Here is a 25,595-nt window from a genome sequence, read left to right as displayed (position 1 = left end):
CTTCGTTACCGCTGCTTGCTGTGCCATCAGTCTTCGTCGCTGTGGAGCCTGCGTCGAACCGACAGCAGTTCCACCTCCGGCCGGGCGGCGACCAGCCGCTCGCACCGGTCCAGGACATCGGTGAGGTGTCCGGTGTCGCCCGAGACCACCGCGAGGCCGATCTCGGCCCTGCGGTGGAGGTCCTGGTCCCCGGTCTCCGCCACGCTCACCGCGAATCTGCGGTGCAGTTCGGCGACGATCGGGCGGACCACGGAGCGCTTCTCCTTGAGCGACCGTACGTCGCCGAGAAGCAGATCGAAGGAGAGCGTCCCCACATACATGGTGTACCCGGATGTCCCGCCGGTTCGGGTTCATGACGCCTGCCAGCGCTTGGCAGGGACATCTGAACCGTACACGCAGGGCCGGGGCCGATCGACGGAGTTTCTCCCGCCGACCGGCCCCGGGTGCAGTCCTTCGCCGGCCGTCGGGAGCCGCGCCTCTCGGGCGGCTCCCCACGGCCTCGTACGATCCGGCGATCAGCCTCGCGGCTTCTCGCGCATCTCGTACGTCGCGATGACATCGTCGACCTTAATGTCGTTGTAGTTTCCGAGGTTGATACCGCCCTCGAAGCCTTCACGAATCTCGGTGACGTCGTCCTTGAAGCGGCGCAGACCCTCGATGTTGAGGTTCTCGGCGACCACCTTGCCGTCGCGGATGAGACGGGCCTTGGTGTTCCGCTTGACCTCGCCGGAGCGGATGAGCACACCGGCGATGTTGCCCAGCTTGGACGAGCGGAAGACCTCGCGGATCTCCGCCTTGCCCAGCTCGACCTCTTCGTACTCGGGCTTGAGCATGCCCTTGAGCGCGGCCTCGATCTCCTCGATGGCCTGGTAGATCACCGAGTAGTACCGAACCTCGACACCCTCGCGCTCGGCCATCTGCGAGGCACGACCGGCCGCGCGGACATTGAAGCCGATGACGATGGCGTCGGAGCCCATCGCGAGGTTGATGTCGGACTCGGTGACCTCGCCGACGCCGCGGTGCAGGACCCGGATGTCGACCTCTTCGCCCACGTTGAGCTGGAGCAGAGAGGATTCCAGGGCCTCGACGGAGCCGGAGGCGTCACCCTTGATGATGAGGTTGAGCTGCTGGATCTCGCCCGCCTTGAGCACCTTGTCCAGGTCCTCGATGGAGACCCGGCGGGTGCGCTTGGCGAACGCGGCGTTGCGCTCACGGGCGGCGCGCTTCTCGGCGATCTGACGCGCGGTGCGGTCCTCGTCGACGACGAGGAAGTTGTCACCGGCGCCCGGGACATTGGTGAGACCGAGGACCAGGACCGGGGTCGACGGACCCGCCTCGTCCACGTTCTCGCCCTTGTCGTCGAGCATGGCGCGCACCCGGCCGTAGGCGTCGCCCACGACCATCGTGTCGCCGATGCGCAGCGTTCCGCGCTGGACCAGGACGGTCGAGACGGCACCACGACCGCGGTCGAGGTGGGACTCGATGGCGATGCCCTGTGCGTCCTGGTCGGGGTTGGCCCGCAGGTCGAGCGAGGCGTCGGCGGTGAGGACGACGGCCTCCAGCAGCTCCTCGATGTGGAGGCCCTGCTTGGCGGAGATGTCGACGAACATGGTGTCGCCGCCGTACTCCTCGGCCACCAGACCGAACTCGGTGAGCTGACCGCGCACCTTGGTCGGGTCCGCACCCTCGACATCGATCTTGTTGACCGCGACCACGATCGGCACATCGGCCGCCTTGGCGTGGTTCAGCGCCTCGATGGTCTGGGGCATCACACCGTCGTTGGCCGCCACCACGAGGATCGCGATGTCGGTCGACTTGGCACCACGGGCACGCATGGCGGTGAACGCCTCGTGACCGGGGGTGTCGATGAAGGTGATCCTGCGGTCCTCGCCGTTGACCTCGGTCGCGACCTGGTAGGCACCGATGTGCTGGGTGATGCCACCGGCCTCGCCCGCCACGACGTTCGTCTTGCGGATCGCGTCGAGCAGTCGGGTCTTTCCGTGGTCGACGTGACCCATGACGGTGACGACCGGCGGACGGGAGACCAGGGCCTCGTCGCCGCCCTCGTCCTCGCCGAACTCGATGTCGAAGGACTCCAGCAGCTCGCGGTCCTCCTCCTCGGGGCTGACGATCTGAACCGCGTAGTCCATCTCGCCGCCGAGGAGCAGCAGCGTCTCGTCGGAGACCGACTGGGTCGCCGTGACCATCTCGCCGAGGTTCATCATGACCGCGACCAGGGACGCCGGGTTGGCGCCGATCTTCTCCGCGAAGTCGGTGAGGGAGGCACCGCGCGACAGACGAATGGCTTCGCCGTTGCCGCGGGGCAGCATCACGCCGCCGACCGACGGGGCCTGCATGGCCTCGTACTCCTGGCGCCTCTGCCGCTTCGACTTGCGGCCACGACGGGCCGGACCGCCGGGACGGCCGAACGCGCCCTGTGTGCCACCACGGCCACCGGGGCCGCCGGGACGACCACCGAAGCCGGGACGGCCGCCGCCGAAGCCGCCGCCACCGCCGCCGGGGCCACCGCCACCGGGACGACCGGCGAAGCCGCCGCCGCCACCGGGACGACCGCCGCCGCCACCACCGGGACCGCCGGGGCGGCCCGCGAAGCCGGGACGACCGCCGCCGCCCGGACGGGCACCGGGGCCGCCGGGACGACCGCCCGCACCGGGACCGGGACGCGGTCCGGCAGCGGGACGCTGAGGCATCATGCCCGGGTTCGGGCGGTTGCCCGCGGGGCCGCCACCGGGGCGGGGGGCCTGCGGACGCGGCATCGAGCCGGGAGTGGGACGAGCGCCGCCCTGACCGCCCTGCGGGCGGGGAGCGCCACCGGGACCACCCTGCGGACGCGGGGCGCCCTGGGCGGGACCGCCGGGACGCGGAGCGCCCGGACGCGGCGACTGGGGACGCGCCATTCCGGTGGAGCCACCGGAGGTGAAGGGGTTGTTGCCCGGACGGGGACCGGCCGGACGACCGCCCGGACGGGGACCGCCGTCGCGCTGACCGGGACCGCCCGGACGGGCGCCGGGGCGCTGACCGCCGTCACGGCCACCGTCGCGCTGGCCGCCGTCACGCTGACCACCGTCGCGCTGACCACCGGGAGCACCCGGACGGGCCGGACGCGGGCCGGGGGCGGCGGGACGGGGGGCCTGCGGGGCCGCGGGCTGGGCCGGAGCCGGGGCGGAGAACTCCGCCTGGGGCACCGGGGCCGCGGGACGCGCGGGGGCGGGCTTGGGACCCGGGCGGGGGCCCGGGGAGGGCGCGCTCGCCGCGGGAGCCGCGGGAGTGCCGCCGGCCGGAGCGGCCGGGGCTGCCGAGGCGGCCGGCCGGGGGGCCGGTGCACCGGGCTTGGGCGCGCCGGGACGCGGTGCGGCCGGAGAGGGCGCACCGGGGACAGGGCCGCCCGGACGGGGGGCGGCGGGGGTGGGCGCGGCCTTGCGGGGCGCCCCGGGCTTCGCCGAGGGCTTGCCGGCCGAGCCGGACCCCTGCAGCGCGTCAGTCAACTTGCGTACCACCGGTGCCTCGATCGTCGAGGACGCCGAACGGACGAATTCACCGAGTTCCTGGAGCTTGGCCATGACGACCTTGCTCTCTACACCGAACTCCTTGGCGAGTTCGTATACCCGGACCTTAGCCACTTCGCTCCTTTGAGGTCCGGGTTACGCCGGACCGTCGCTACTTCATGGGCGTACTCATCGCGTACTCATCGAGTGCTCATCGCAATCTCGACCTACTTCCAACTCGCGAGGTACCTGACCGCACGGGGGTATCCGTGCCGTACTTCCTGTTTCACCGCGGGATCGGCGGGGTCTGGAGGACCCGGCGTACCGCGGCGGTGTCGAGCGGTCCCGTGACCCTGAGGGCCCGGGGAAACGCCCGGCGTCGAACAGCCTGATCGAGACAGACCACAGCGGGGTGCACGTACGCACCCCGGCCGGGAAGCGTACCGCGATCGTCGGGGACGCAGTCACCCCCGACCGCCACGATCCGCAGCAGATCGGATTTGGCCGCCCGCTCCCGGCACCCCACACAGGTGCGCTCAGGGCGTGCGCAGGCATGCGTCCGGCCAGACACGATTAAGTCTACCTCCCCGCACCGACCTCACCCTCGCGGGGCAAGAATCGAACATTCGTTGTCCGGATATCGGCGTCGATCCCTGTCACCGAGCGCCCACCGCGGGTCCACGGCGAGCACACCGGCGGCGATGACCGGCAGTCACCACCAGAACACCGCACGCTCCGGATTTCTTCCACCCGTTTTCGGCGGTGCCCCGGGGGTGCCGTTCGAACGGCACCCCCGGGCCCGGCGGTCAGTCCCGCCGGAACGACTCGTCGTCGCCCTGCTCGGTGTCGGGGCGGATGTCGATGCGCCAGCCGGTGAGCCGCGCGGCGAGGCGGGCGTTCTGCCCCTCCTTGCCGATGGCCAGCGACAGCTGGTAGTCGGGGACGGTCACCCGGGCGGAGCGCGCCCCGAGATCCACGACCTCGACCTTGCTCACCCGCGCCGGGGAGAGGGCGTTGGCCACCATCTCCGCCGGGTCGTCCGACCAGTCCACGATGTCGATCTTCTCGCCGTGCAGCTCGGCCATCACATTGCGGACCCGGCCGCCCATGGGGCCGATGCAGGCACCCTTGGGGTTCAGCCCGGAACGGGTCGAACGGACCGCGATCTTGGTGCGGTGACCCGCCTCACGGGCGATGGCCGTGATCTCCACACTGCCGTCCGCGATCTCGGGGACCTCCAGCGCGAAGAGCTTCTTCACCAGATTGGGGTGGGTGCGCGAGAGGGTCACGGACGGACCGCGCACTCCCTTGGCGACCCGGACGACATAGGTGCGCAGCCGCAGCCCGTGCGGGTACTCCTCGCCGGGGACCTGCTCCTGCACCGGCAGGATGGCCTCCAGCTTGTCGTCCAGCTTCACCAGGACGTTCTTGGGGTCCTTGCCCTGCTGGACCTGGCCGGAGACCACATCGCCCTCACGGCGGGCGTACTCGCCGAAGGTGACGTCGTTCTCGGCGTCCCGCAGTCGCTGCTGGATGACCTGGCGGGCGGTGGTGGCGGCGATCCGCCCGAAGTCCGACGGGGTGTCGTCGAACTCCTTGGGCTCCTGCCCGTCCTCCAGATCCGCCGGGTCCTCCTTGGCCCACACCGTCACATGGCCGGTCTGGCGGCTCAGCTCGGCGCGCGCGTGACGGCGGCTGCCCTCGGTGCGGTGGTACGCGATGAGGAGGGCCGACTCGATCGCCTCGACCAGCAGGTCGAAGGGGATCTCCTTCTCCTGTGCCAAGCCCTTCAGGAGCTTTACGTCGATATCCATGGCTACGCCTCCTCTTCCTTCTTCGTGTCCTTGCGGTTGAACTCGATCTCCACCCGCGCCCGCGCGATGTCCGCGAAGGCGATACGGCGGGCGGTGGGCCTGCGCCCCTTGACGCCGGGCACCTCCAGGTCGAGCCCCTCCTCGTCCACGGTCAGGATCCGGGCGACCAGCTCCTCGCCCTCATGAAGGTGGAACTTGGCCAGCCGTCCGACGGCGCGGAGGTAGTGGCGGTGCTCGCTCAGGGGGCGGTCCGCGCCGGGGGAGCTGACTTCGAGGACGTACTCGTCCTCGCCCATCGCGTCGGTCTCGTCCAGCCGCTCGGAGACGGCGCGGCTCAGCTCGGCGCAGGCGTCGAGGGTGGCGCCCTCGTCGGAGTCCACGACGACCCTCAGCTGGCGGCGGCGGCCGGCACGGGAGATCTCGATCTCCTCAAGCTCCAGGCCGGCGGCGGTGACGAGCGGTTCCAGCAGCTCGCGCAGCCTCTCGCTCTGGGTGGTGCTCATCCGGGTGACTCCTCGGCCGCGTGTGCTGTTGTGGGTTCGTCGCGTGTCGCCTCAAAGGGTATCCGGTCCCACAGGGTGTTGCCGTCCACCCGGGGCCGTGCCCACCGGTACGCTCGCCTGCGGCGATGATCACCGAGCGGCCGAGGGAGACACGCGTGGGGCACACCGGGACGACACGCAGGGGTGTGCTGGCGGTGACGGGAGCGGTGGCCGCGGGGGTCCTGACCGGGTGTGCGGACGGGCCGGCGGGCGGCGCCGGGCAGAGCCGTGAGCGGGAGCGGGCGGAGCGCAGGCTGCGGGGCGAGACCGCCGCGGCCAGCGCGGCCCTGCGGGAGCGGTACGAGGCGACGATCGCGGTCCATCCGGGGCTCGGCGGACGGCTGGGCGCACTGCGGGACGCGGTGGCGGCCCATGCCACCGTGCTCGCGCCGGTGCGCGCGGGCGCGGACCGGCACTCCCCCTCGGACGCCCCCTCCCAGGCCCCCTCCCCCGGCGGCCCCGGCGCCCCGGCCGGAGCCGCCACCGCACGCGCCGCCGCCCGTGCCGCCGTCCCCACCGACGGGAAGGCGGCCCTGCGGGCGCTCGCCCGGGCGGAGCGCCGTACCGCCGACGCCCGTACCGCCGCACTGCTGACGGCCGAACCCGAGCTGGCCCGGCTGCTGGCCTCGCTGGCCGCCGCCGGGGCCGCCCACGCCTATCTGCTGACCGCGCCGACCCGGGGAGACCGACGATGACCATGCGCCGGAAGGGGAACGGGGTGATCGCCGCCGCCCGTGCCGCGCTCACCGCCGAACACGCGGCGGTGTACGGGTACGGGGTGGTGGGCGCCCGGGTCGGCGGCGACCGCGAGAGCGAGGCCCGTGAGGCGTACGGGGCCCACCGTGCCCGCCGGGACGCGCTGATCCGTACCGTGCGCGAGCTGGGCGGGGAGCCCCCGGCCGCGGCGGCCGGCTATGAGCTGCCCTTCCCGGTGCCGGACGCCGGGGCCGCGGTCCGGCTCGCCGCGTTCCTGGAGGACCGGGTGGCGGGGGTCTACTCCGATCTGGTGCGCGCCGCCGAGGGCCCGCTGCGGGCCGAGGCGGCGGCCGCGCTGCGCGAGGCGGCGGTGCGGTCCGTGCGCTGGCGGGGCAGCGGCGTAGCCTTTCCTGGGCTCGTCGAGCGGACGGGCCGCCGGTGATCCAGTGCAGTGGCCTGGCCGGGCATTTCGGCGGACAGCCGTACATGCCCGGGGAATCACCGATTTCGCGGGATGTAGCGCGGGAAGAACCGCGGAGAGAAGGACTGTTCGCGCATGGGTTTTGAAGCGCCCCGACGTCTGGTGCGGGCGCTCGGCGAGCACGCCGACCAGCCCGGCCGGCCCGACCGGCTCGACTGGCTGAACGCGCTGCCCGCGCTGGCCGAGGAGACGGTGGCCCGGCTCGGCCTCACCATCGAGCGGGTGGTGGCCCCGGGCGGGCGCTCCAGTCTGATCCTGCTGGTCCGGCTCGCCGACGCCACCCCGGCGGCGCTGAAGCTGGTCCCGCCCGGTGCCGGGGCGGAGCGGGAGCGGGCCGCGCTCACCCACTGGGGCGGCCGTTTCGCGGTACAGGTTCTCGACCGTGCCACCGACACCGCCGAGACCGCCGGTGCCGCCGACACCCTGCTGCTTGAGCGGCTGCACCCGGAGGTCTCGCTGCGGTCGCTGCCGGAGGCGAAGGCACTCCTGGAGGCGGCGGCGACGGTACGGCGGCTCTGGGTGGAGCCCCCGGCGGGCCATGACTTCCCGACGGTGGCCGGGCGGACCGCCCGGCAGGCGGAGGTGCTGCGCACGCAGGACGAGCCGCTGGCGCGGGCCGCGCTCGACGTCCGCGAGGAGCTGGTGGCCGACGGGCCCGAGGAGCTGCTGCTGCACGGCTCCTTCCGCCAGGGCAAGGTGCTGGCCGGGGACCGGGCCCCCTGGCTCACGGTCGGGCCGAAGCCGGTCGTCGGTGAGCGCGCCTACGATCTGGCGCGGCTGGTCCGCGACCGGGCGGAGGACCTAGTGGCGGCCTCGTCGGGGGCCTCGGCGGCCCGCCGCCGGGTGAACAAGCTCGCCGCGTCCCTGGAGGTCGACCCGGACCGGCTGCGCGGCTGGGCCCTCTTCCGGGCGGTCGAGTCGGGTCTGCGGGCCCTCGCGGCGGGCCGGACCCGCGAGGCGGAGTCCACCCTGGAGTTCGCCTCCTGGCTCTGACCCGGGAGGCTCGCACCCCGGGACGGCAGGCACCCGGGACAGCACCGCGCCCCCGGCCCCGGCGGACGACCGGGGGCGGGGGCGCTCAGCTGTACGGGATCAGCCGTGGCAGCCGTTGTACGGGGTCAGCCGCGCAGCCGGGCGATGGCCTCGGCGACCGGCAGCTCCTCGCGCTCACCGGTACGGCGGTCCTTCAGCTCCACGACACCCTCGGCGGAGCGCCGCCCCGCGACCAGGATCGTGGGCACACCGATCAGCTCGGCGTCGGTGAACTTCACCCCCGGGGAGACCCCGGGACGCTCGTCCACCAGCACCCGCAGCCCCGCCTCGGCCAGCCGCTCCGCGACATCGAGGGCCAGCTCGGTCTGGACCGCCTTGCCCGCCGCCACCACATGGACATCGGCCGGGGCGACCTCGGCGGGCCAGCACAGGCCCTTGTCGTCGGCGGTCTGCTCGGCGAGCGCGGCGACGGCGCGGGAGACACCGATGCCGTACGAGCCCATGGTCACCCGGGTGGGCTTGCCGTTCTGGCCGAGGACGTCGAGCTGGAAGGCGTCGGCGTACTTGCGGCCGAGCTGGAAGATATGACCGATCTCGATGGCACGGTCCAGCTTGAGGCCGGTGCCGCACGCCGGGCAGGGGTCGCCGTCCTCGACGACGACCACGTCGACGTACTCGTCCACCTCGAAGTCACGGCCAGCGACGACATGGCGGGCGTGCTTGCCCTCCTGGTTGGCGCCGGTGATCCAGGCGGTGCCCGCCGCGATCCGGGGGTCGGCGAGATAGCGGACCTTCTCCAGGCCCTGCGGGCCGACATAGCCGCGGACCAGGTCGGGGCGGCCGGTGAAGTCCTCGGCGGTGACCAGTTCCACCGAGGCGGGGGCCAGATGGTCGGTGAGCTTGCCGAGGTCCACCTCGCGGTCGCCCGGGACACCCACGGCGACGATCTCCCCGTCCACCTTGACCAGCAGGTTCTTCAGGGTGGCGGAGGCGGGGACGCCCAGGTGCGCGGCGAGGGTCTCGATGGTGGGGGTGTCCGGGGTGTCCAGCTCCTCCACCGCCGGGTGCTCCACCGCCCCGGCCGGCGCGGCGGTGAAGGTCACGGCCTCGGTGTTGGCGGCGTACGCACAGGCGGGGCAGTGGACGAAGGTGTCCTCACCGGCGGCGGCGGGGGCCAGGAACTCCTCGGAGGCCGAACCGCCCATCGCGCCGGAGACCGCGGAGACGATCCGGTGGTCGAGCCCCAGCCGCTGGAAGATCCGGATGTACGCCTCACGGTGCAGGGCGTAGGACTCGGCCAGGCCCTCGTCGGTGGTGTCGAAGGAGTACGAGTCCTTCATCTGGAACTCGCGCCCGCGCAGGATGCCCGAACGGGGGCGCGCCTCGTCCCGGAACTTGGTCTGGATCTGGTAGAGCATCACCGGCAGGTCCTTGTAGGACGTGCACTGGTCCTTGACCAGCAGGGTGAAGATCTCCTCGTGGGTGGGGCCGAGCAGATAGTCGGCGCCCTTGCGGTCCTTGAGCCGGAACAGCTCCGCCCCGTACTCGTTCCAGCGGCCGGTCGCCTCGTAGGGCTCCTTCGGCAGGACGGCGGGGAGCAGGACCTCCTGCGCGCCGATCGCGTCCATCTCCTCGCGGACCACCCGGGCGACGTTCTCCAGCACCTTCTTGCCCAGCGGCAGCCAGGACCAGATACCGGCCGCGTTGCGCCGTACATAACCGGCGCGGACCAGCAGCTTGTGGCTGAGGGTCTCGGCGTCCGCGGGGTCGTCGCGCAGTGTCTTGACCATCAGACGGGACATGCGCTGGACCTGGGCTGCCATGAGGAAATCTCCTGCGTCAAGGAAAGGTGATGTGCAGGAGGTTAGCCGGGGGGCGGGCGCGGGCGGAAATCAGTCGCCGCGCCGCAGCGGCAGCGGGGCGCCCATCACGGCGTACGGGCTGGTGGTGCTGGGGAAGACGATACGGCGGGCGAGATCCTCGTACCCCAGTGCGCGGTAGAGGCGGCGGGCGGGCGACTCGATGTCGATCGCGGAGAGGATCGAGCGCGGCTGGCCGGCCCCGTCGGTGATGGCGGTGATCAGTTCCCGGCCGATGCCCCGGGCCTGGAAGGCGGGGTGGACATGGAGCTCGGTGATGACGAAGGAGTCGTCCAGCCACCGGTCGTGGCCGCACCGGCGCAGCGGGGGTTCGACCACGGTGGACCACCAGTGGCGGCGGTCGTTGGGCATGCCGTAGACAAAGCCGACGAGGACGCCGGGCGGGGTGAGGGCGGCGAGGGCGCGGGCGCCGGGCTGGAGCAGATGCCGCCGGACGATGGGGCGGCGCACCGCGACCTCCTCGGCGGTCAGGCCGAAGGCGAGGGCCTGCACCGTCAGGGCCTCGTCCAGCCGGGCGCCGAGGTCGACCGGCTCGATCACGACTGCGGGAAGTGTCGCCATGCGGGCACCCTACTGGGCGGCGGAGCCGGGGGGTCAGAAGCGGCCGGGGCGGGGGGCACAACCGGCCGGGGCCGGGGGCCGGAAGCGGCGGAGCCAGGGGCAGAAGCGGTGGAGCCGGGGGTCAGAAGAGAACGCTCATGAACGCCCCGACCTCCTGGAAGCCGACCCGGCGGTAGGTGGCGCGGGCGGGGGCGTTGTAGTCGTTCACATAGAGGCTGGCGACCGGTGCCACATCGGCGAGGGCGTAGCGGAGCACGGCGGCCATCCCGCCGATGGCGAGGCCCCGGCCGCGCCGGTCCGGGTCGACCCAGACGCCCTGGATCTGGCAGACGCGGTCGGTGGCGGCGCCGATCTCGGCCTTGAAGAGGACCCGGCCGTTCTCGATCCGGGCGAAGGAGCGGCCGGCGCCGACCAGCTCGGCGACGCGGGCCTGGTAGAGCAGGCCGCCGTCGCCGGACATCGGGGAGACGCCGACCTCCTCGGTGAACATGGCCACACAGGCGGGCATGATCACGTCCATCTCGTCCTTGCGGATGCGGCGGACATAGGGGTCGGGCTCGATGGCGTCGGGGAGCCGGTCGGTGACCATCAGGGGCTGGTGGGAGCGGACGTCCCGGGCGGGTCCCCAGGTCGGTTCGAGCAGCCGCCAGAGCTGGGCGGTGGGCTCGGCGGGTCCGACGATGGAGGAGCAGCGGCGGCCGGCCCGGCGGGCGCGGTCGGCGAAGGCGCGGACCGCCTCGGGGGTGGCGCAGATGGGGACGAGGTTGGCGCCGGAGTAGCAGAGGGAGCGGAGTCTTCCCTCGGTGTACCAGCCCCACATCTCGCCGCCGAGCCGCCAGGGGTCGAGGCCGGCGACCCGCACCCTGGCCGTGACGAAGGCGTTGGTGACGGGGTCGCTCTCCAGGACGGCGAGCGCCGCGCCGAGGTCACCGGGTTCGAGGACCCGGGTGGTCGTCTGCGTCAACACGAGGGGGCCTCACCTGCTCTCTGCCGATTTCCGCACTGTACCCGCCAGGTGGCCGGGGTGCCGAGTGGAGAGCACGGCCCCGCGCACGTGAGGGGCGTGGCGGGGCCGGTTCGACATGATCCATGGCGGTTTCGCCCGCGGGCGGTCCTGAGGGGACGGGGCGGTCCCGGCAGGCGCGGGGCGGTGCCGCGGGGCGCGGAGAGCGGTGCTTCCCCGGCGGGTGCGGGCGCCGTGCGGCAGGGCACGGGGCTCTCCCGGCGGATGCGGAGGCCGTGGCGCGGGGCGTTCCGGGCACGGAAGCCGTGGCGCGGGGCACGGGGTGCACCGGGGCGCGCGGGGTCAGCCGACGGAGACCTCGGGCTCCCCGGACATCACGCCGTCCTTCTCCATCTGCTCGGCGATCTTCATCGCCTCCTCGATCAGGGTCTCCACGATCTTGGACTCGGGGACGGTCTTGATGACCTCGCCCTTGACGAAGATCTGGCCCTTGCCATTGCCGGAGGCGACGCCGAGGTCGGCCTCGCGGGCCTCGCCGGGGCCATTGACGACACAGCCCATCACGGCGACCCGGAGCGGGACCTCCATGCCCTCCAGACCGGCGGTGACCTCGTCGGCGAGCTTGTAGACATCCACCTGGGCCCGGCCGCAGGAGGGGCAGGAGACGATCTCCAGCCGCCGCTGGCGGAGGTTGAGGGACTCCAGGATCTGCATGCCGACCTTGACCTCCTCGGCCGGCGGGGCCGAGAGGGAGACCCGGATGGTGTCGCCGATGCCCTCGCTGAGCAGCGCGCCGAAGGCGACGGCGGACTTGATGGTGCCCTGGAAGGCGGGGCCCGCCTCGGTGACACCGAGGTGGAGGGGGTAGTCGCACTGGGCGGCGAGCTGGCGGTAGGCGTTGACCATCACGACCGGGTCGTTGTGCTTGACCGAGATCTTGATGTCCTGGAAGCCGTGCTCCTCGAAGAGGGAGGCCTCCCAGAGGGCGGACTCGACCAGGGCCTCGGGGGTGGCCTTGCCGTACTTGCGCAGCAGCCGCGCGTCGAGCGATCCGGCGTTGACCCCGATCCGGATCGGGGTGCCGGTCGCGGAGGCCGCCTTGGCGATCTCCTTGACCTTGTCGTCGAACTGCTTGATGTTGCCGGGGTTGACCCGGACCGCCGCACAGCCAGCGTCGATGGCGGCGAAGACGTACTTGGGCTGGAAGTGGATGTCGGCGATCACCGGGATCTGCGACTTGCGCGCGATGACGCCCAGCACATCGGCGTCGTCCTGGGTGGGACAGGCGACCCGGACGATCTGACAACCCGAGGCCGTCAGCTCCGCGATCTGCTGAAGGGTCGCACCCACGTCCGAGGTACGGGTGGTCGTCATCGACTGGACGGAGACCGGTGCGTCACCTCCGACCGCGACCGACCCAACCTGGATCTTCCGGCTGACCCGCCGGTCGGCGAGCTTGATCGGAACGGAAGGCATACCGAGAGAAATCGCGGTCATCAGCTGTGCAACCCCAAGGTGTGGATCGAGGCCCGGCATCGCCCGCCGGGCTCAATAGTCGAGATTACGGCACCACGGTTGTCGTCAGCACATCGTCCGGGAAAACCCGCCGCGAACGGGGCGGCCGGGGGCACAAAGTACACCCGGCCGCCGGAGCACGGGCCGGACCGTCAGGTGATCTTGACCGGATTCACCAGGTCCGCGAGGAGCACCAGCAGGGTGAAACAGATGAAGACACCGGCCACGACATAGGCGACCGGCATCAGCCGGGCCACATCGAAGGGACCGGGGTCGGGCCGTTTCAGCAGCCGGGCCGCACGGCGGCGTACGGACTCCCAGAGCGCCCCCGCGATATGTCCGCCGTCCAGCGGGAGCAGCGGGAGCATATTGAAGAGGAAGAGCGACAGATTGAAGGTCGCGAGGAGCATGAGGAAGCTGGCGACGATGTTCTGCGTGGGGACGTCGAGGTTCATGACCTCGCCACTGATGCGGGCCGCGCCCACGACACCCACCGGGGAGTCGTCCTTGCGCTCACCGTCGCCGAAGGTCGCGTCCCAGAGCGCGGGGATCTTGGAGGGGAGCGCGACGATCGACTCGACGCCGCTCTCGATCATGCCGCCCATGTGGTCGACGGACTGGCCGAAGCTCTGCGGAAGGATCTTCGTCTCGGCGATGAAGCCCAGATATCCGGCCTGGACGTAGTCCTCGGGGACCACCTCGCCGTCGGCGTCCTTCCGGACGACCGTGTTCTCGATGAGTTTGGCGTGAAGGATGTGCTCGGTGCCGTCACGCTCGACGGTGAGGGTGGCCGGGCCGATGGTGTCCCTGATGCGGTCGGACAGCTGCGGCCAGCTGGTGATCTCCTGGCCGTTGAAGGCGGTGATCCGGTCGCCCGCCTTGAGGCCGGCGGCATGGGCCGGGGAGACGTCGTCGCCCTTGGCGCACTTGTCGCGCTTCTCGCTCTGGTCGATGACGCACTTCTGGACGCCCGCGACCGCCGTGGTCTGGGTCTGGGTGCCGAAGGTCATCATGACCCCGAGGAAGATCACGACCGCGAGGACCAGATTCATGAACGGCCCGGCGAACATCACGACCACGCGCTTCCAGGGCGCGCGGTTGTAGAAGAGCCGTTTCTCGTCGCCGGGCTCCAGCTCCTCGTAGGCGGCGGAGCGGGCGTCCTCGATCATCACCCGCCAGGGCGAGGTGGAGCGCGCCTCGATCCGTCCGTCCTCGCCGGGCGGGAACATCCCGATCATGCGGATGTAGCCGCCCATGGGGATGGCCTTGATGCCGTACTCGGTCTCGCCCTTGCGCCGGGACCACAGGGTCGGCCCGAAGCCGACCATGTACTGGGGCACCCGGATGCCGAAGAGCTTGGCGGTCGACAGATGGCCCAGCTCGTGCCAGGCGATGGAGATCAGCAGGCCGACGGCGAACAGCGCGATGCCGAGAACCGTCAACAACACCGTCATGCGCGCGCCTCCGCTGTGGCCTTCCCCGCCATTTCCCGGGCCCGCGCACGGGCCCAGCTCTCCGCCTCCAGAACGTCCGCCACGGTGAGCGCGGTTCCCCGGTCGGGGGTGCCGTGCTCGGCGACGACCTCGGTGACGGTGTCCATGATGCCGTTGTAGGGCAGCCGCCCGGCGAGGAACGCGTCGACGCACTCCTCGTTGGCCGCGTTGAAGACGGCCGGGGCGGTCCCGCCCAGCTCCCCGACGTGCCGGGCGAGGGCGACGGCGGGGAAGGCCTCGTTGTCCAGCGGCAGGAACTCCCAGGTGGACGCCTTGGTCCAGTCGAAGGCGGGGGCCGCGTCGGGCACCCGCTCCGGCCAGCCGATGCCCACCGCGATGGAGCCGGTCATATCGGGCGGGGTGGCCTGGGCGATGGTGGAGCCGTCCAGGAACTCGACCATGGAGTGGACATAGGACTGCGGGTGCACCACGACCTCGATCCGGTCGAAGGGCACGTCATAGAGGAGATGCGCCTCGATGACCTCCAGGCCCTTGTTGACCAGCGTGGAGCTGTTGACCGTGATCACCGGGCCCATGGCCCAGGTGGGGTGGGCGAGGGCGTCGGCGGGGGTGACCCCCTCCAGCTCGGCCCGGGTCCGCCCGCGGAAGGGGCCGCCGGAGGCGGTGACGACCAGCTTGCGCACATCGGCCCGGACCCCGGCGGCCAGCGCCTGGAAGATGGCGGTGTGCTCGGAGTCGACGGGGATGATCTGGCCGGGCCGGGCGACTTCCTTGACCAGCGGCCCGCCCACGATGAGCGACTCCTTGTTGGCGAGGGCGAGGGTACGGCCCGCCCTGAGCGCCGCGAGGGTGGGCCGCAGACCGATGGAACCGGTGATGCCGTTGAGCACGGTGTGGCAGTCGGACGCGGCCAGGTCGGCGGCGGCGTCCGGACCCGCCAGGATCTCGGGCAGCGGCTCGCTCCCGTACCGCTCCGCCAGCGCCTCGCGCAGCGCCCCGGCCGCCTCGGGGCGGGAGACGGCGACGGTCGGCACCCGCAGCCGGTGGGCCTGCTCGGCCAGCAGCTCCACCCGCCCGCCCGCGGCGGAGAGCGCGGTGACCCGGAAACGGTCGGGGTTGCGCAGGACGAGGTCGATGGCCTGGGTGCCGATCGACCCGGTGGAGCCGAGGACGACGATGTCCCGGCGGCCCTGGACCGGGTCGAAGGCGATGTGCGGATCGGCGAGAGGGGTTAGGCGGTCGCTCATCCCCCCATTGTGGCCGCCCGTCCCCGGCGGGTGGACAGCGCGTCCGGTACCGATGCGGTACGGGGCCGGATTCCCCCCTCCCGGGCCCGGGCATCGGTACCGACCGGCAGCTCCGGACCTGCGGGGGCCCGGGCTCGCGGGGCCCGGGCTCGCGGAGGGCTCCGGACTCCCGGGGGCTCAGCCGCCGGGGCCGTCCGGTTCCGGATCGCCGGCGGGGTCCGCGCGGGGGACGGTCCGGTGGACCGTGGCGTGCCCGGAGGGCCCCGGCGCCGCGTCCGCGATCCAGGGGCCGTCCCCGCTCGGGTCCACGATCCCCTCCTCCAGCCAGGTGTAGCCCCCGGCGAGCACCCCGTCCACCAGCCGGCCGTCGATGTCGTCGGTGTTGGACCAGAGCCGGCCGAACAGCTCCTCCACCCGCAGGGCGGCCTGCCGGCAGAAGACATCCGCCAGCCGGTACGCCTCCCGCCCGTGCCGCCCGGTGTTCCGCAGCAGCTCCGCGCGGACACAGGCGGCGCTCATCGCGAACAGCTCGGCCCCGATGTCCACGATCCGGCCGAGGAAGGCCTGCTTGGTCTCCATCCGGCCCTGCCAGCGGGACATGGCGTAGAAGGTGGAGCGGGCCAGCTTGCGCGAGGAACGCTCGACGTAGCGCAGATGGGCGGCGAGATCGGCGTACCCGGCGGGGTGGAACTCCCCGTACGCGCCGGGCACCCGGCCGGGCCCGGTGACCAGCTTCGGGAACCAGCGGGCGTAGTACGCGGTGGCCGCCGCGCCCGCACGGGCCTTGTCGCCGAGGGACTTGTCGGGGTCGATCAGATCGCCCGCGACGGTGAGATGGGCGTCGACGGCCTCCCGGGCGATCAGCAGATGCATGATCTCGGTGGAGCCCTCGAAGATCCGGTTGATCCGCAGATCGCGCAGGATCTGCTCGGCGGGGACGGCGCGCTCGCCCCGGGCGGCCAGCGAGTCGGCGGTCTCGTACCCCCGTCCGCCCCGGATCTGGACCAGCTCGTCGGCGATCCGCCAGGCCATCTCGGAGCCGTACAGCTTGGCGATGGCGGCCTCGATACGGATGTCGTTGCGGTCCTCGTCGGCCATCTGGGAGCAGAGGTCGAGCACCGCCTCCAGGGCGAAGGTGGTGGCGGCGATGAAGGAGATCTTGGTGCCGACGGCCTCGTGCCGGGCGACGGGCCGGCCCCACTGCTCGCGGGCGGCGGACCACTCACGGGCGATCTTCAGACACCATTTGCCGGCCCCGGCGCACATCGCGGGGAGCGAGAGCCGGCCGGTGTTGAGGGTGGTGAGGGCGATCTTGAGACCGGCGCCCTCGGGGCCGATGCGCCGGCCGGCGGGGAGCCGTACCCGGTGGAAGCGGGTGACCCCGTTCTCCAGGCCGCGCAGCCCCATGAAGGCGTTGCGGTGCTCGACGGTGATCCCCTCGGAGGCGGCCTCCACCACGAAGGCGGTGATCCCGCCCGGGTGGCCCTCGGAGCGGGGCACCCGGGCCATGACCACCAGCAGATCGGCGATGACGCCATTGGTGGTCCACAGCTTGACGCCGTCCAGGAGGTAGTCGTCGCCGTCGGGGACGGCGGTGGTGGCCAGCCGGGCCGGGTCGGAGCCCACATCGGGCTCGGTGAGCAGGAAGGCGGAGATCTCGCCCCGGGCGAGCCGGGGCAGAAAGGCCTTCTTCTGCTCCTCGGTACCGAAGAGCTTCAGCGGCTGGGGCACCCCGATCGACTGATGGGCGGAGAGCAGCGCGCCGATCGCCGGGCTGGCGGTGCCGACGAGGGCGAGCGCCCTGTTGTAGTAGAGCTGGGTCAGGCCGAGCCCGCCGTAGGAGATGTCGATCTTCATACCGAAGGCGCCGAGGCCGCGCAGCCCCTCGATGACCTCGTCGGGGATCCGCGCCTCGCGCTCGATCAGGGCGCCGTCGATCCGGGTCTCGCAGAAGGCGCGCAGCCGGGTGAGGAACTCCTCGCCCCGGCGGGTGTCCTCGACGGCGGGGGTCGGGTGGGGGTGGATGAGGTCGAGCCGGAAGCGGCCCAGGAAGAGTTCCTTGGCGAAGCTGGGCCGGCGCCACTCGCGTTCGCGCGCCTCCTCGGCGACCCGGCGGGCCTCGCCTTCGCTGACCTTGGGGGGTCGGTCCTTCTCCAGTGGTGCGGTCATGAGGTTCACCTCGCCGCGAGTCGGGAGCGGGGGCCCTGACCCCGGAGACGGTCCGGGCGGGCCGGGGCTCGGGGCCGAGCCCTGTACCGATGGGTGCTACTCGTCCGTACTACCTGATTCCGGACCTCTCCACCAGTCTTCGTACCGCGGTCGGGCGAGAACGGAACGTGTCCGCCGCCGGGCGCGGTGGCCAGGACGCCGGGGGTACGGGGCCGGGCGCACCCGCCGCCGTACGGGGTCCGGGTACGGCGACGGCCGGAACCCCCGCACAGTGGCTCCGGCCGTGGCCCTTCGTGAAGATCGCTCCCCGGTCGCTCCCCGGTGGCTCCCCGGTCGCTCCTAGAGCGCGAGGCCCGTCAGGACCAGGACCCGCTCATAGGTGTAGTCGTCCATCGCGTAGGCGACACCCTCGCGGCCCACGCCGGACTGCTTGGCACCGCCGTACGGCATCTGGTCGGCGCGGTACGAGGGCACATCGCCGACGATCACGCCGCCGACCTCCAGCGCGCGGTGGGCGCGGAACGCCGTCCGGACGTCATGGGTGAAGACACCCGCCTGGAGACCGTAGACGGAGTCGTTGACCGCGGCGAACGCCTCGGCCTCGCCGTCCACCCGGGTCACGGTGAGGACCGGCCCGAAGACCTCCTCACAGGCGATGGTGGTCCGGGCCGGGACCTCGGCGAGCACGGTGGGGGCGTAGGTGGCACCGTCCCGTACCCCGCCGGTGAGCAGCTTGGCGCCGGCGCCGACGGCCTCGTCCACCCAGGACTCCACCCGGCGGGCGGCGTCCTCGCTGACCAGCGGGCCGACATCGGTGGCGGCGTCCGAGGGGTCACCGGTGACCTGGGCCTCGACGGCGGCGACGATCCTCGGCAGCAGCCGGTCGTACACCGAGGTGTCGGCGATCACCCGCTGGACGGAGATGCAGGACTGGCCGCCCTGGTAGTTGGAGAAGGTGGCGATCCTGCTCGCCGCCCAGTCCAGGTCCTGGTCGCTGTTCCAGTCGCCGAGGACGACGGCGGCGCCGTTGCCGCCCAGCTCCAGGGTGCAGTGCTTGCGGGGGACCGAGTCCATGATCGCGTAACCGACCGGGCCGGAGCCGGTGAAGGAGATCACCGGCAGCCGCTCGTCCTGGACCAGGGCGGGCATCCGCTCGTTGGGGACGGTGAGCACGGACCAGGAGCCGGCCGGGAGGTCCGTCTCGGCCAGCAGCTCGCCCAGGATCAGGGAGGAGATCGGGGTCGCCGGGGCGGGCTTGAGGATGATCGGCGCGCCGACGGCGATGGCCGGGGCGACCTTGTGGGCGCTGAGGTTCAGCGGGAAGTTGAACGGCGCGATGCCGAGGACGGTGCCCCGGGGGATCCGGCGGGTGAGCGCCAGGCGGCCGGTGCCGCCCGCGTCGGTGTCGAGGCGCTGGGCCTCGCCGCCGTTGAAGCGCCGGGCCTCCTCCGCCGCGAAGCGGAAGACGGAGACCGCACGGCCGACCTCGCCCCGGGCCCACTTGATCGGCTTGCCGTTCTCGGCGGAGATCAGCTGGGCGATCTCCTCGGTCCGCTCGGCGAGCCGGCGCGAGACATGGTCGAGGGCGGCGGCGCGGACATGCGCGGGGGTGGCGGCGAACTCCTCGCGCACCGCGTGGGCGGCGGCGACGGCCTCCTCGACCTGGGCCTCGGTCGGGACGGAGACCGTGCCGACGAGCCGACCGTCCCACGAGTTGGTGACATCGAAGGAGGTCTCGCCGGTGGCCTGGCGGCCGGCGAGCCAGAAGGCGTAGGTGGAGGTCATGTCCCGGCCCTTCCGAGATAGGGGGTGCGTGCGACCACGGTAGGACCGGGGGGCGGATCGGTCGCTTGTCCGGGGTGGAGTGATCGAACCCCCTATCCCTACGGTTTGTCAGGGCCGACCGCCGCCGGTCCGGAGCGGGCGGGCGGTGCGGCGGGCGGGCGGTGTCAGGCCGGGGGCCGGGTACGGGCGGGGGTGCCGGTGCTCTTGAGGGCCAGCCAGAGTTCCATCCGGACATCGGGGTCGTCCAGCGAGCGGCCCAGGATCTCCTCCACCCGGCGCATGCGGTAGCGCAGGGTGTGCCGGTGGACCCCCAGCTCGGCCGCCGCCGCGTCCCACTGGCCGTGGCGGGAGAGCCAGGCGCGCAGCGAGGCCACCAGATCGCCGCGCCCGGTCGCGTCGTGCTCGTACAGATCCCGGAGCATCCCCTGGGCGAAGGCGCGGACCGCTTCGTCGGCGAGGAGCGGCAGGATGGAGCCGGAGGCCAGCTCCTGGTGTTCGATCAGGGCGAGGCCGCGCCGGCGGGCCACCGAGAGGGCCTGCTCGGCCTGCTGACAGGCGGTGGCGGCGGTGGCGGGTCCGGCGGGGGCGGAGAGCCCGAGGACGAGCCGGGCCTCGTCGGCCTCCCGCCCGCCGTACGCGGCCAGTCCCTCCGCGAGGACCGTACCGCCGTCGGGGATCAGCACCACCAGCCGGCCGGCGCCCTCGGCGACGGTGAGCAGCGGCTCGCCCGACCGGGACGCGGCGGCCTCCAGGGTGTCCGCGAGGAGCGGCAGCGGCCGGGCGGCGGGGTCGTCGGCGGGGGCTGGCTCCGCCCCGGTGGCCGGTTCGCCGCCGGTGGCGGGCTCCGCGATCAGCAGCCGGAAGGGGGCGTCCAGCAGGGTGCCGTAGAGGTCTCCGGCGACGGCGCGGGCGTGGTCGGGCTCGCCCGACAGCAGCAGGCCGAGGACGGCGGCGCCGAGTCGCTGCTCGGCCTCCTGGAGGGAGCGGGAGCGCTCCGAGGAGAGGGTCAGCAGGGCGACGGCGGAGTGCACGGCGTACCGCTCCGCCGTGCCGAGGGCGGCCCCGGTGCCGACCGCGAGGACCCCGCGGGCCCGGCGGCCGGTCCCCAGCGACTGGAGTTCGACGCGGTCGTCCCCGCTGTCGGCGACGACCGCGGTCGCGGGCGCGGGCCGCTCCCGCAGCCGCTTGGCGTCGGAGGCGACCCGGGCGGCCCGGCGCGCGGCCCACTCCGGCGCGGCGGCGGTCACCTCCCCGGAGCGGTCGTACAGCGCGGCCCAGCCGTCGACATGGGCGGCGAGCCGGGCGACGACGGCGGCGGGTCCGCCCGCCAGCGCCGCCCGGGTCAGCTCCCGCTGGGCGTCGAAGCCCGCGGTGACCGCGCGGTACTGGTCGGCGGCGATGGCGGCCGAGACGGCCTTGCTGATGGCAAGGAAGGGGGTTCTGCGGGGCACCGCGAGCAGCGGGAAGTCGGCCTCCGTCGCCGCCTCCAGCAGCGCGTCGGGGATGTCGTCGTAGCTGACGCCGATGGCGAAGCCGAGGCCGACCACCCCGGCCCCGGCGAGTCTGCGCACATAGCGGCGCATGGCGTCGCGGTCCTCCGCGTCCAGGGTCATGGCGGTGACGAGCAGCAGCTCGCCGCCGTCCAGATAGGGGACGGGGTCGGCCAGCTCGCTGACATGGGCCCAGCGCACGGGGGTGTCCAGCCGGTCGGCGCCCGCCCGGACGGTGAGCCGGAGCGCCGAGTGCTGGACGAGGGAGGCGAGCGTGGGCGGCATAGGACCTTCAGGGAACGGCGGGAGGACTCCGGCGGATGAACCGTGCCGTTCTGTAGGAACGGCACGGTTCGATTCTGCCAGCCCGTAGCAGTCCGGGGGCGTCCCCGCCGTGTGGTCCTGCCGCCGGCCGTCCCCCGCTCCCCCGGGTCAGGTGCGGAGATCCACCAGGAGCGGCGGGGCGTGCTCCCCCCGTACCGTCGTCAGGGAGAGCACCGCGTGTCCGGCGGGCACCTGGTGGGCGAGGTCGGAGGCGGACCAGCGGGCCCGCTCGACCTCCCGTACGGTGACCGCCTCGGCGGTGGTGGCCTTTCCGGTGACCAGCCGGCGCATCAGATGCATCGCCTTGGTGAGGGGCTCGTCGGAGATGATCTGGCGGTTGGTGACATCGCGGGTCTGCACCCACTCGGTGCCCCAGGCCTCGGCGAACCGGTTGCCGTCCCAGGAGGTGAGCCCGGCGAACGCCATCCGGCAGCCGACCGCGCCGAGCAGCGGGCCGCGCAGGGGTTCCGGCACGTCCTCCAGGGTGCGCAGGGCGAGCACCACCCCGGCGTTGGCGGAGCGCAGCCGCTGGATGGCGCGGACCGCGTCGGGGGTGACCGCGGCCATGGCGTCGTCGAGGACCAGCGCGGCGAAGAGCGAGCGGTCGGCGCGGCCGAGCGCGGCCTCGGCGAACTGGGCCAGCACCAGCCGGGCGATGATCCGGGAGGCCTCGGCGTGGCCGCGTTCGGGGAGGTCGATCCGGACCCGCAGCGGGTGCTCGATGGCGCGGAGCGAGAGCTGGCGCCCCTTGCCGTCGGTCCGGAAGAAGGGGGCGAAGGCGGGCCGGTCCAGGAAGGCGATCCGCTCCCCGAGGAGCACCCCGATGTCATCGGCGCGGGCGGACTGCCGGGCCCGCGCGTCCAGCTCGCGCAGCTGGGCGGCGGCATCGGTGCCGCCCCGCTCCCGCAGGGTCTCGCGCAGCCGGTCGAACGCCTCGGGGGCGCCGCCGAGCAGCTCCCGCAGTTCGGGGACGGCGGGGAAGCGGCCGTGCACGCTGCGGTAGGGGCCGATGAGCTGGGCGAGCGCGGTGGCGGCGCGTCCGCTGTCGCCGCCGGGGAGACCGGCGGCGAGGTCGCCGATCAACGCCTCGGCGAGGGTACGGGCGGCGTCATCGGGGTCGTCGGTCCCCCCGTAGAGGTCCAGATCATGCCCGGAGTCGGCCCGCCCCACCGCGATGACCAGGTCGAACGCATCATCCGGCGCGAGCGCGCGCCCCTGCGCCGTGACCACCACCACCGCGGCGCGGTTGGCCAGCGCCAGCAGACACATCGACTCCACCACCGGCCGCACCAACCGCGCGCTCTTCCCCACCCCGGAGGGCCCGACCGCGAGCAGCGAGGTCCCGAGCAGCGCGGGGTCGAGCGCGACACCGGTGGTCCGGCGGGGGTAGGGGTTGCGGGGGTCGTCCACCGCGGTGCCGATCCTGACCTGCTCGGTGACCAGATCGTGGACGGCGGCGCGCGGAAGCAGATCCCGTACTCCGGAGGGGTGGGTCCAGGCGGCCACGCCCTGGGTCCGCACCGTCTCGTCGAAGGAGGCGAGCAGATCGGGCCGGGTCCGTACGGAGTGCCAGGCCCGCTGGATCCGGGCGTAGTCCACATCGCTCAGGGATCCGGCGGCGGCTGCCTCGGTCAGGCGGTGGGCCGCCGCGTCGAGTCCGGCCTCGCGCAGCTCGGGCCACTGGGACCGGTCGGCCTCCGGGGCCGGGGGGCTCGGGGGTGCCTGGCGCCTGCGGCGCACATAGCGGTGCCAGATCTCCTGGACATGGCCGAGCCGGGCGCAGAAGACGAGCAGCCCGCCGCCGACGAGCGTGTAGTAGACGTTGCTGACGAGGGAGAAGGTCTCCCCGTCCGCCTTCCAGGCGTCGGGGGTGAGGGCGAGGAGGGGCCAGATCCAGTAGTCGCCGAGATAGCCGTTCCACAGCAGTGACCAGAGGAGCCAGCCGCAGAGGAAGGCGATGATCGCACCGGCGAAGAGCCGGGCGGCGGGTACCTCGTCGGGTTCGACGGCGGGCCGGGGCAGATGGCCGTAGCGCCAGATACCGGGCTCGGCCTCGGGCCGGGGGGTTCGCAGCCACTCCGCCGCCGAGGTCCGGGGGGCGTGGCCGGGCTGGGCGGGGGCCGCCGTGGGCGGTGGGGGGCTCACGGGCGGGGCGGGCGCCGGGGCGCCGGGCGGACGGGGAGGGGCGGTGGGCGGCACCGGGGTGGCGGAGGCGGGCGGATGCACCGGTGGCGGGGGTGTCCGGCCGGCGGGGACCTCGCCCGGCGGCCGGTGATACGGCTCGCCCCGGCCGCCGCCGGCCGGGGTCCCCTGATCCCCCCGGGTGCCGCGTGCGTCGAATGCGCCTTCGGTGTCCATGAACCCTCTGCCCCCTGACCAGCCAGGCCCGCTCTGTGCACGGTCAATGTAGTGCCCCGGAGCGGGCAGTTCACGGCTTCGCCCCGGTGGAGCCGTGAACCCTCCGGGTGTACTCCGGGTGTACGGGGGACGGCGCCGCGCCCGCCGCCTATGTCCGGCAAGGACAACCTCTCCCCCTCAACACTCCCGATCGGCGCATGCCCACCCCCCTCCCCCACCCCTAGCCTGCGCATCAGAGAAATCCAGAGAATGTCGAGCGGCTCCAGCAGATCGAGCGGCTCAAGCAGATCGAACAGATCGAGCACCCCCGGGCGACCCGGGCTCCCGGGCGCCCCCGCCATCGGCGCCCCGGACCCCCCGGGCGCCCCGCATCGCCGGCACCCCGGACCGCCGGGGTCACCCCCGGATCCCCCGGATCCCCGAGTCACCCAGGAGTTCCCATGAGCGCCATCCCGCAGGAGCGCCGCGTCGTCACCGCGATTCCCGGACCGAAGTCGATCGAGCTCCAGGCCCGCCGTACCGCCGCCGTCGCGGCCGGTGTGGGGTCCGTGCTGCCCGTGTTCACCGCGCGGGCCGGGGGCGGGATCATCGAGGACGTGGACGGGAACCGTCTGATCGACTTCGGTTCGGGCATCGCCGTCACCAGCGTGGGCGCGAGCGCGGAGGCCGTGGTGCGCCGGGCGTCGGCGCAGCTGGCCGACTTCACGCACACCTGTTTCATGGTGACGCCGTACGAGGGGTACGTGGAGGTCGCGGAGGCGCTCGCCGAGCTGACCCCGGGTGACCACGCCAAGAAGTCCGCGCTCTTCAACTCGGGCGCCGAGGCCGTCGAGAACGCGGTCAAGATCGCCCGCGCCTGGACCAAGCGCCAGGCGGTCGTCGTCTTCGACCACGGCTACCACGGCCGGACCAACCTCACGATGGCGCTGACGGCGAAGAACATGCCGTACAAGCAGGGCTTCGGCCCGTTCGCGCCGGAGGTCTACCGGGTGCCGGTGGCGTACGGCTACCGCTGGCCGACCGGTGCCGAGAACGCCGGTGCCGAGGCGTCGGCCCAGGCGATCGACCAGATCACCAAGCAGATCGGCGCCGAGAACGTCGCCGCGATCATCATCGAGCCGGTGCTGGGCGAGGGCGGCTTCATCGAGCCGGCGAAGGGCTTCCTGCCCGCCATCGCCCGCTTCGCCCAGGAGAACGGCATCGTCTTCGTCGCGGACGAGATCCAGTCCGGGTTCTGCCGTACCGGCCAGTGGTTCGCCTGTGAGGACGAGGGCATCGTCCCGGACCTGATCACCACGGCCAAGGGCATCGCGGGCGGTCTGCCGCTCGCCGCCGTCACCGGCCGCGCCGAGATCATGGACGCCGCGCACGCGGGCGGCCTGGGCGGTACCTACGGCGGCAACCCGGTGGCCTGCGCCGGTGCCCTCGGGTCGATCGAGACCATGAAGGAGCTGGACCTCAACGCGAAGGCCCGGCGCATCGAGGAGGTCATGAAGGGCCGCCTCACCACCCTTCAGGAGAAGTTCCCGGTCATCGGTGACATCCGGGGCCGCGGTGCGATGATCGCGATCGAGCTGGTGCGGGACCCGGCCACCAAGGAGCCGCACCCGGCCGCCGCCGCGGCGCTGGCGAAGGCCTGCCACGCGGCGGGCGTCCTGGTCCTCACCTGCGGCACCTACGGCAATGTGCTGCGTTTCCTGCCCCCGCTGGTGATCAGCGAGGAGCTGCTCAACGAGGGTCTGGACGTCCTGGAGGAGGCGTTCGCCGCGATCTGAGCGGCGGACGGGACCGGCCCCCGGGCGGACCGGACGGACCG

At 73.0% G+C, this 25,595-nt stretch carries 19 protein-coding genes; 4 read left to right on the top strand and 15 right to left on the bottom strand.

Translation table 11 applies throughout. The features are described from left to right. Nucleotides 1-26 precede the first annotated feature (26 nt). The 5 genes from ABT354_RS27505 to rimP all read right to left on the bottom strand — a co-directional run bounded on the left by ABT354_RS27505 (nucleotide 27) and on the right by rimP (nucleotide 5,823). Nucleotides 27-320 carry a DUF503 domain-containing protein gene (locus ABT354_RS27505; protein ID WP_351498539.1) on the bottom strand — a complete coding sequence of 98 codons (294 nt, stop codon included), beginning with the start codon at nucleotides 318-320 and terminating at the stop codon, nucleotides 27-29. Nucleotides 321-515: 195 nt separating this feature from the next. Further along, the gene (gene infB / locus ABT354_RS27500; protein WP_351498537.1) at nucleotides 516-3,641 is read right to left on the bottom strand and encodes a translation initiation factor IF-2; all 3,126 of its coding nucleotides are present in this window, start codon (nucleotides 3,639-3,641) and stop codon (nucleotides 516-518) included. A 151-nt stretch (nucleotides 3,642-3,792) separates the two neighbouring features. Further along, on the bottom strand, nucleotides 3,793-4,077 hold the full coding sequence (locus ABT354_RS27495; protein WP_351498535.1) for a YlxR family protein: 285 nt from the start codon (nucleotides 4,075-4,077) through the stop codon (nucleotides 3,793-3,795). 235 nt (nucleotides 4,078-4,312) lie between these two features. Continuing rightward, nucleotides 4,313-5,320, bottom strand: a complete 1,008-nt coding sequence (gene nusA, locus ABT354_RS27490) for a transcription termination factor NusA (protein WP_351498533.1) — start codon at nucleotides 5,318-5,320, stop codon at nucleotides 4,313-4,315. 2 nt (nucleotides 5,321-5,322) lie between these two features. After that, nucleotides 5,323-5,823, bottom strand: coding sequence for a ribosome maturation factor RimP (gene rimP / locus ABT354_RS27485; protein WP_351498531.1), 501 nt, complete (start codon nucleotides 5,821-5,823; stop codon nucleotides 5,323-5,325). Nucleotides 5,824-5,978: 155 nt separating this feature from the next. Between rimP and ABT354_RS27480 the strand changes: the two genes are divergently transcribed. The 3 genes from ABT354_RS27480 (at nucleotide 5,979) to ABT354_RS27470 (ending at nucleotide 8,032) form a co-directional block, all read left to right on the top strand. Beyond that, nucleotides 5,979-6,557, top strand: a complete 579-nt coding sequence (locus ABT354_RS27480; RefSeq protein ID WP_351498529.1) for a hypothetical protein — start codon at nucleotides 5,979-5,981, stop codon at nucleotides 6,555-6,557. 2 nt (nucleotides 6,558-6,559) lie between these two features. Continuing rightward, nucleotides 6,560-7,000 carry a ferritin-like domain-containing protein gene (locus ABT354_RS27475; RefSeq protein ID WP_351498618.1) on the top strand — a complete coding sequence of 147 codons (441 nt, stop codon included), beginning with the start codon at nucleotides 6,560-6,562 and terminating at the stop codon, nucleotides 6,998-7,000. A 114-nt stretch (nucleotides 7,001-7,114) separates the two neighbouring features. Further along, nucleotides 7,115-8,032: an aminoglycoside phosphotransferase family protein gene (locus ABT354_RS27470; RefSeq protein ID WP_351498527.1), complete on the top strand. Its 918-nt coding sequence runs from the start codon at nucleotides 7,115-7,117 to the stop codon at nucleotides 8,030-8,032. A 125-nt stretch (nucleotides 8,033-8,157) separates the two neighbouring features. On the opposite strand, the gene ABT354_RS27465 is transcribed toward ABT354_RS27470, so the two are convergent. The 10 genes from ABT354_RS27465 to ABT354_RS27420 all read right to left on the bottom strand — a co-directional run bounded on the left by ABT354_RS27465 (nucleotide 8,158) and on the right by ABT354_RS27420 (nucleotide 23,779). Continuing rightward, nucleotides 8,158-9,855 carry a proline--tRNA ligase gene (locus ABT354_RS27465; RefSeq protein ID WP_351498525.1) on the bottom strand — a complete coding sequence of 566 codons (1,698 nt, stop codon included), beginning with the start codon at nucleotides 9,853-9,855 and terminating at the stop codon, nucleotides 8,158-8,160. A gap of 69 nt (nucleotides 9,856-9,924) precedes the next feature. Beyond that, nucleotides 9,925-10,473, bottom strand: coding sequence for a GNAT family N-acetyltransferase (locus tag ABT354_RS27460; RefSeq protein WP_351498523.1), 549 nt, complete (start codon nucleotides 10,471-10,473; stop codon nucleotides 9,925-9,927). A 121-nt stretch (nucleotides 10,474-10,594) separates the two neighbouring features. Beyond that, nucleotides 10,595-11,440, bottom strand: coding sequence for a GNAT family N-acetyltransferase (locus tag ABT354_RS27455; RefSeq protein ID WP_351498521.1), 846 nt, complete (start codon nucleotides 11,438-11,440; stop codon nucleotides 10,595-10,597). Nucleotides 11,441-11,779: 339 nt separating this feature from the next. Then, nucleotides 11,780-12,934 (bottom strand): flavodoxin-dependent (E)-4-hydroxy-3-methylbut-2-enyl-diphosphate synthase, encoded by a 1,155-nt coding sequence (gene ispG, locus ABT354_RS27450; protein ID WP_351498519.1) that lies wholly within the window; start codon nucleotides 12,932-12,934, stop codon nucleotides 11,780-11,782. A gap of 170 nt (nucleotides 12,935-13,104) precedes the next feature. Further along, nucleotides 13,105-14,406: a M50 family metallopeptidase gene (locus tag ABT354_RS27445; protein WP_351498517.1), complete on the bottom strand. Its 1,302-nt coding sequence runs from the start codon at nucleotides 14,404-14,406 to the stop codon at nucleotides 13,105-13,107. Beyond that, on the bottom strand, nucleotides 14,403-15,653 hold the full coding sequence (dxr, locus tag ABT354_RS27440) for a 1-deoxy-D-xylulose-5-phosphate reductoisomerase (RefSeq protein ID WP_351498515.1): 1,251 nt from the start codon (nucleotides 15,651-15,653) through the stop codon (nucleotides 14,403-14,405). The genes ABT354_RS27445 and dxr overlap by 4 nt, the downstream gene beginning before the upstream one ends. Before the next feature lie 177 nt (nucleotides 15,654-15,830). Next, on the bottom strand, nucleotides 15,831-17,822 hold the full coding sequence (locus tag ABT354_RS27435; protein WP_351498513.1) for an acyl-CoA dehydrogenase family protein: 1,992 nt from the start codon (nucleotides 17,820-17,822) through the stop codon (nucleotides 15,831-15,833). Between the two features lie 339 nt (nucleotides 17,823-18,161). Then, entirely contained in the window at nucleotides 18,162-19,607 is a 1,446-nt protein-coding gene (locus ABT354_RS27430) for an aldehyde dehydrogenase family protein (RefSeq protein WP_351498510.1), read from the bottom strand. Nucleotides 19,608-19,771: 164 nt separating this feature from the next. Beyond that, nucleotides 19,772-21,382, bottom strand: coding sequence for a PucR family transcriptional regulator (locus tag ABT354_RS27425; RefSeq protein ID WP_351498508.1), 1,611 nt, complete (start codon nucleotides 21,380-21,382; stop codon nucleotides 19,772-19,774). A gap of 147 nt (nucleotides 21,383-21,529) precedes the next feature. Beyond that, on the bottom strand, nucleotides 21,530-23,779 hold the full coding sequence (locus ABT354_RS27420) for a type IV secretory system conjugative DNA transfer family protein (RefSeq protein WP_351498507.1): 2,250 nt from the start codon (nucleotides 23,777-23,779) through the stop codon (nucleotides 21,530-21,532). A 440-nt stretch (nucleotides 23,780-24,219) separates the two neighbouring features. On the opposite strand from ABT354_RS27420, the gene gabT reads away from it, so the two are divergent. Beyond that, nucleotides 24,220-25,554 carry a 4-aminobutyrate--2-oxoglutarate transaminase gene (gene gabT / locus ABT354_RS27415; RefSeq protein WP_351498505.1) on the top strand — a complete coding sequence of 445 codons (1,335 nt, stop codon included), beginning with the start codon at nucleotides 24,220-24,222 and terminating at the stop codon, nucleotides 25,552-25,554. Nucleotides 25,555-25,595: the final 41 nt, after the last annotated feature.

The sequence above is a fragment of the Streptomyces sp. NPDC000594 genome, assembly GCF_040299965.1.
Taxonomy (GTDB): domain Bacteria; phylum Actinomycetota; class Actinomycetes; order Streptomycetales; family Streptomycetaceae; genus Streptomyces.
Note: the sequence above shows the minus strand (reverse complement) of the source record. Positions and strands in the feature narration are given on the sequence as shown.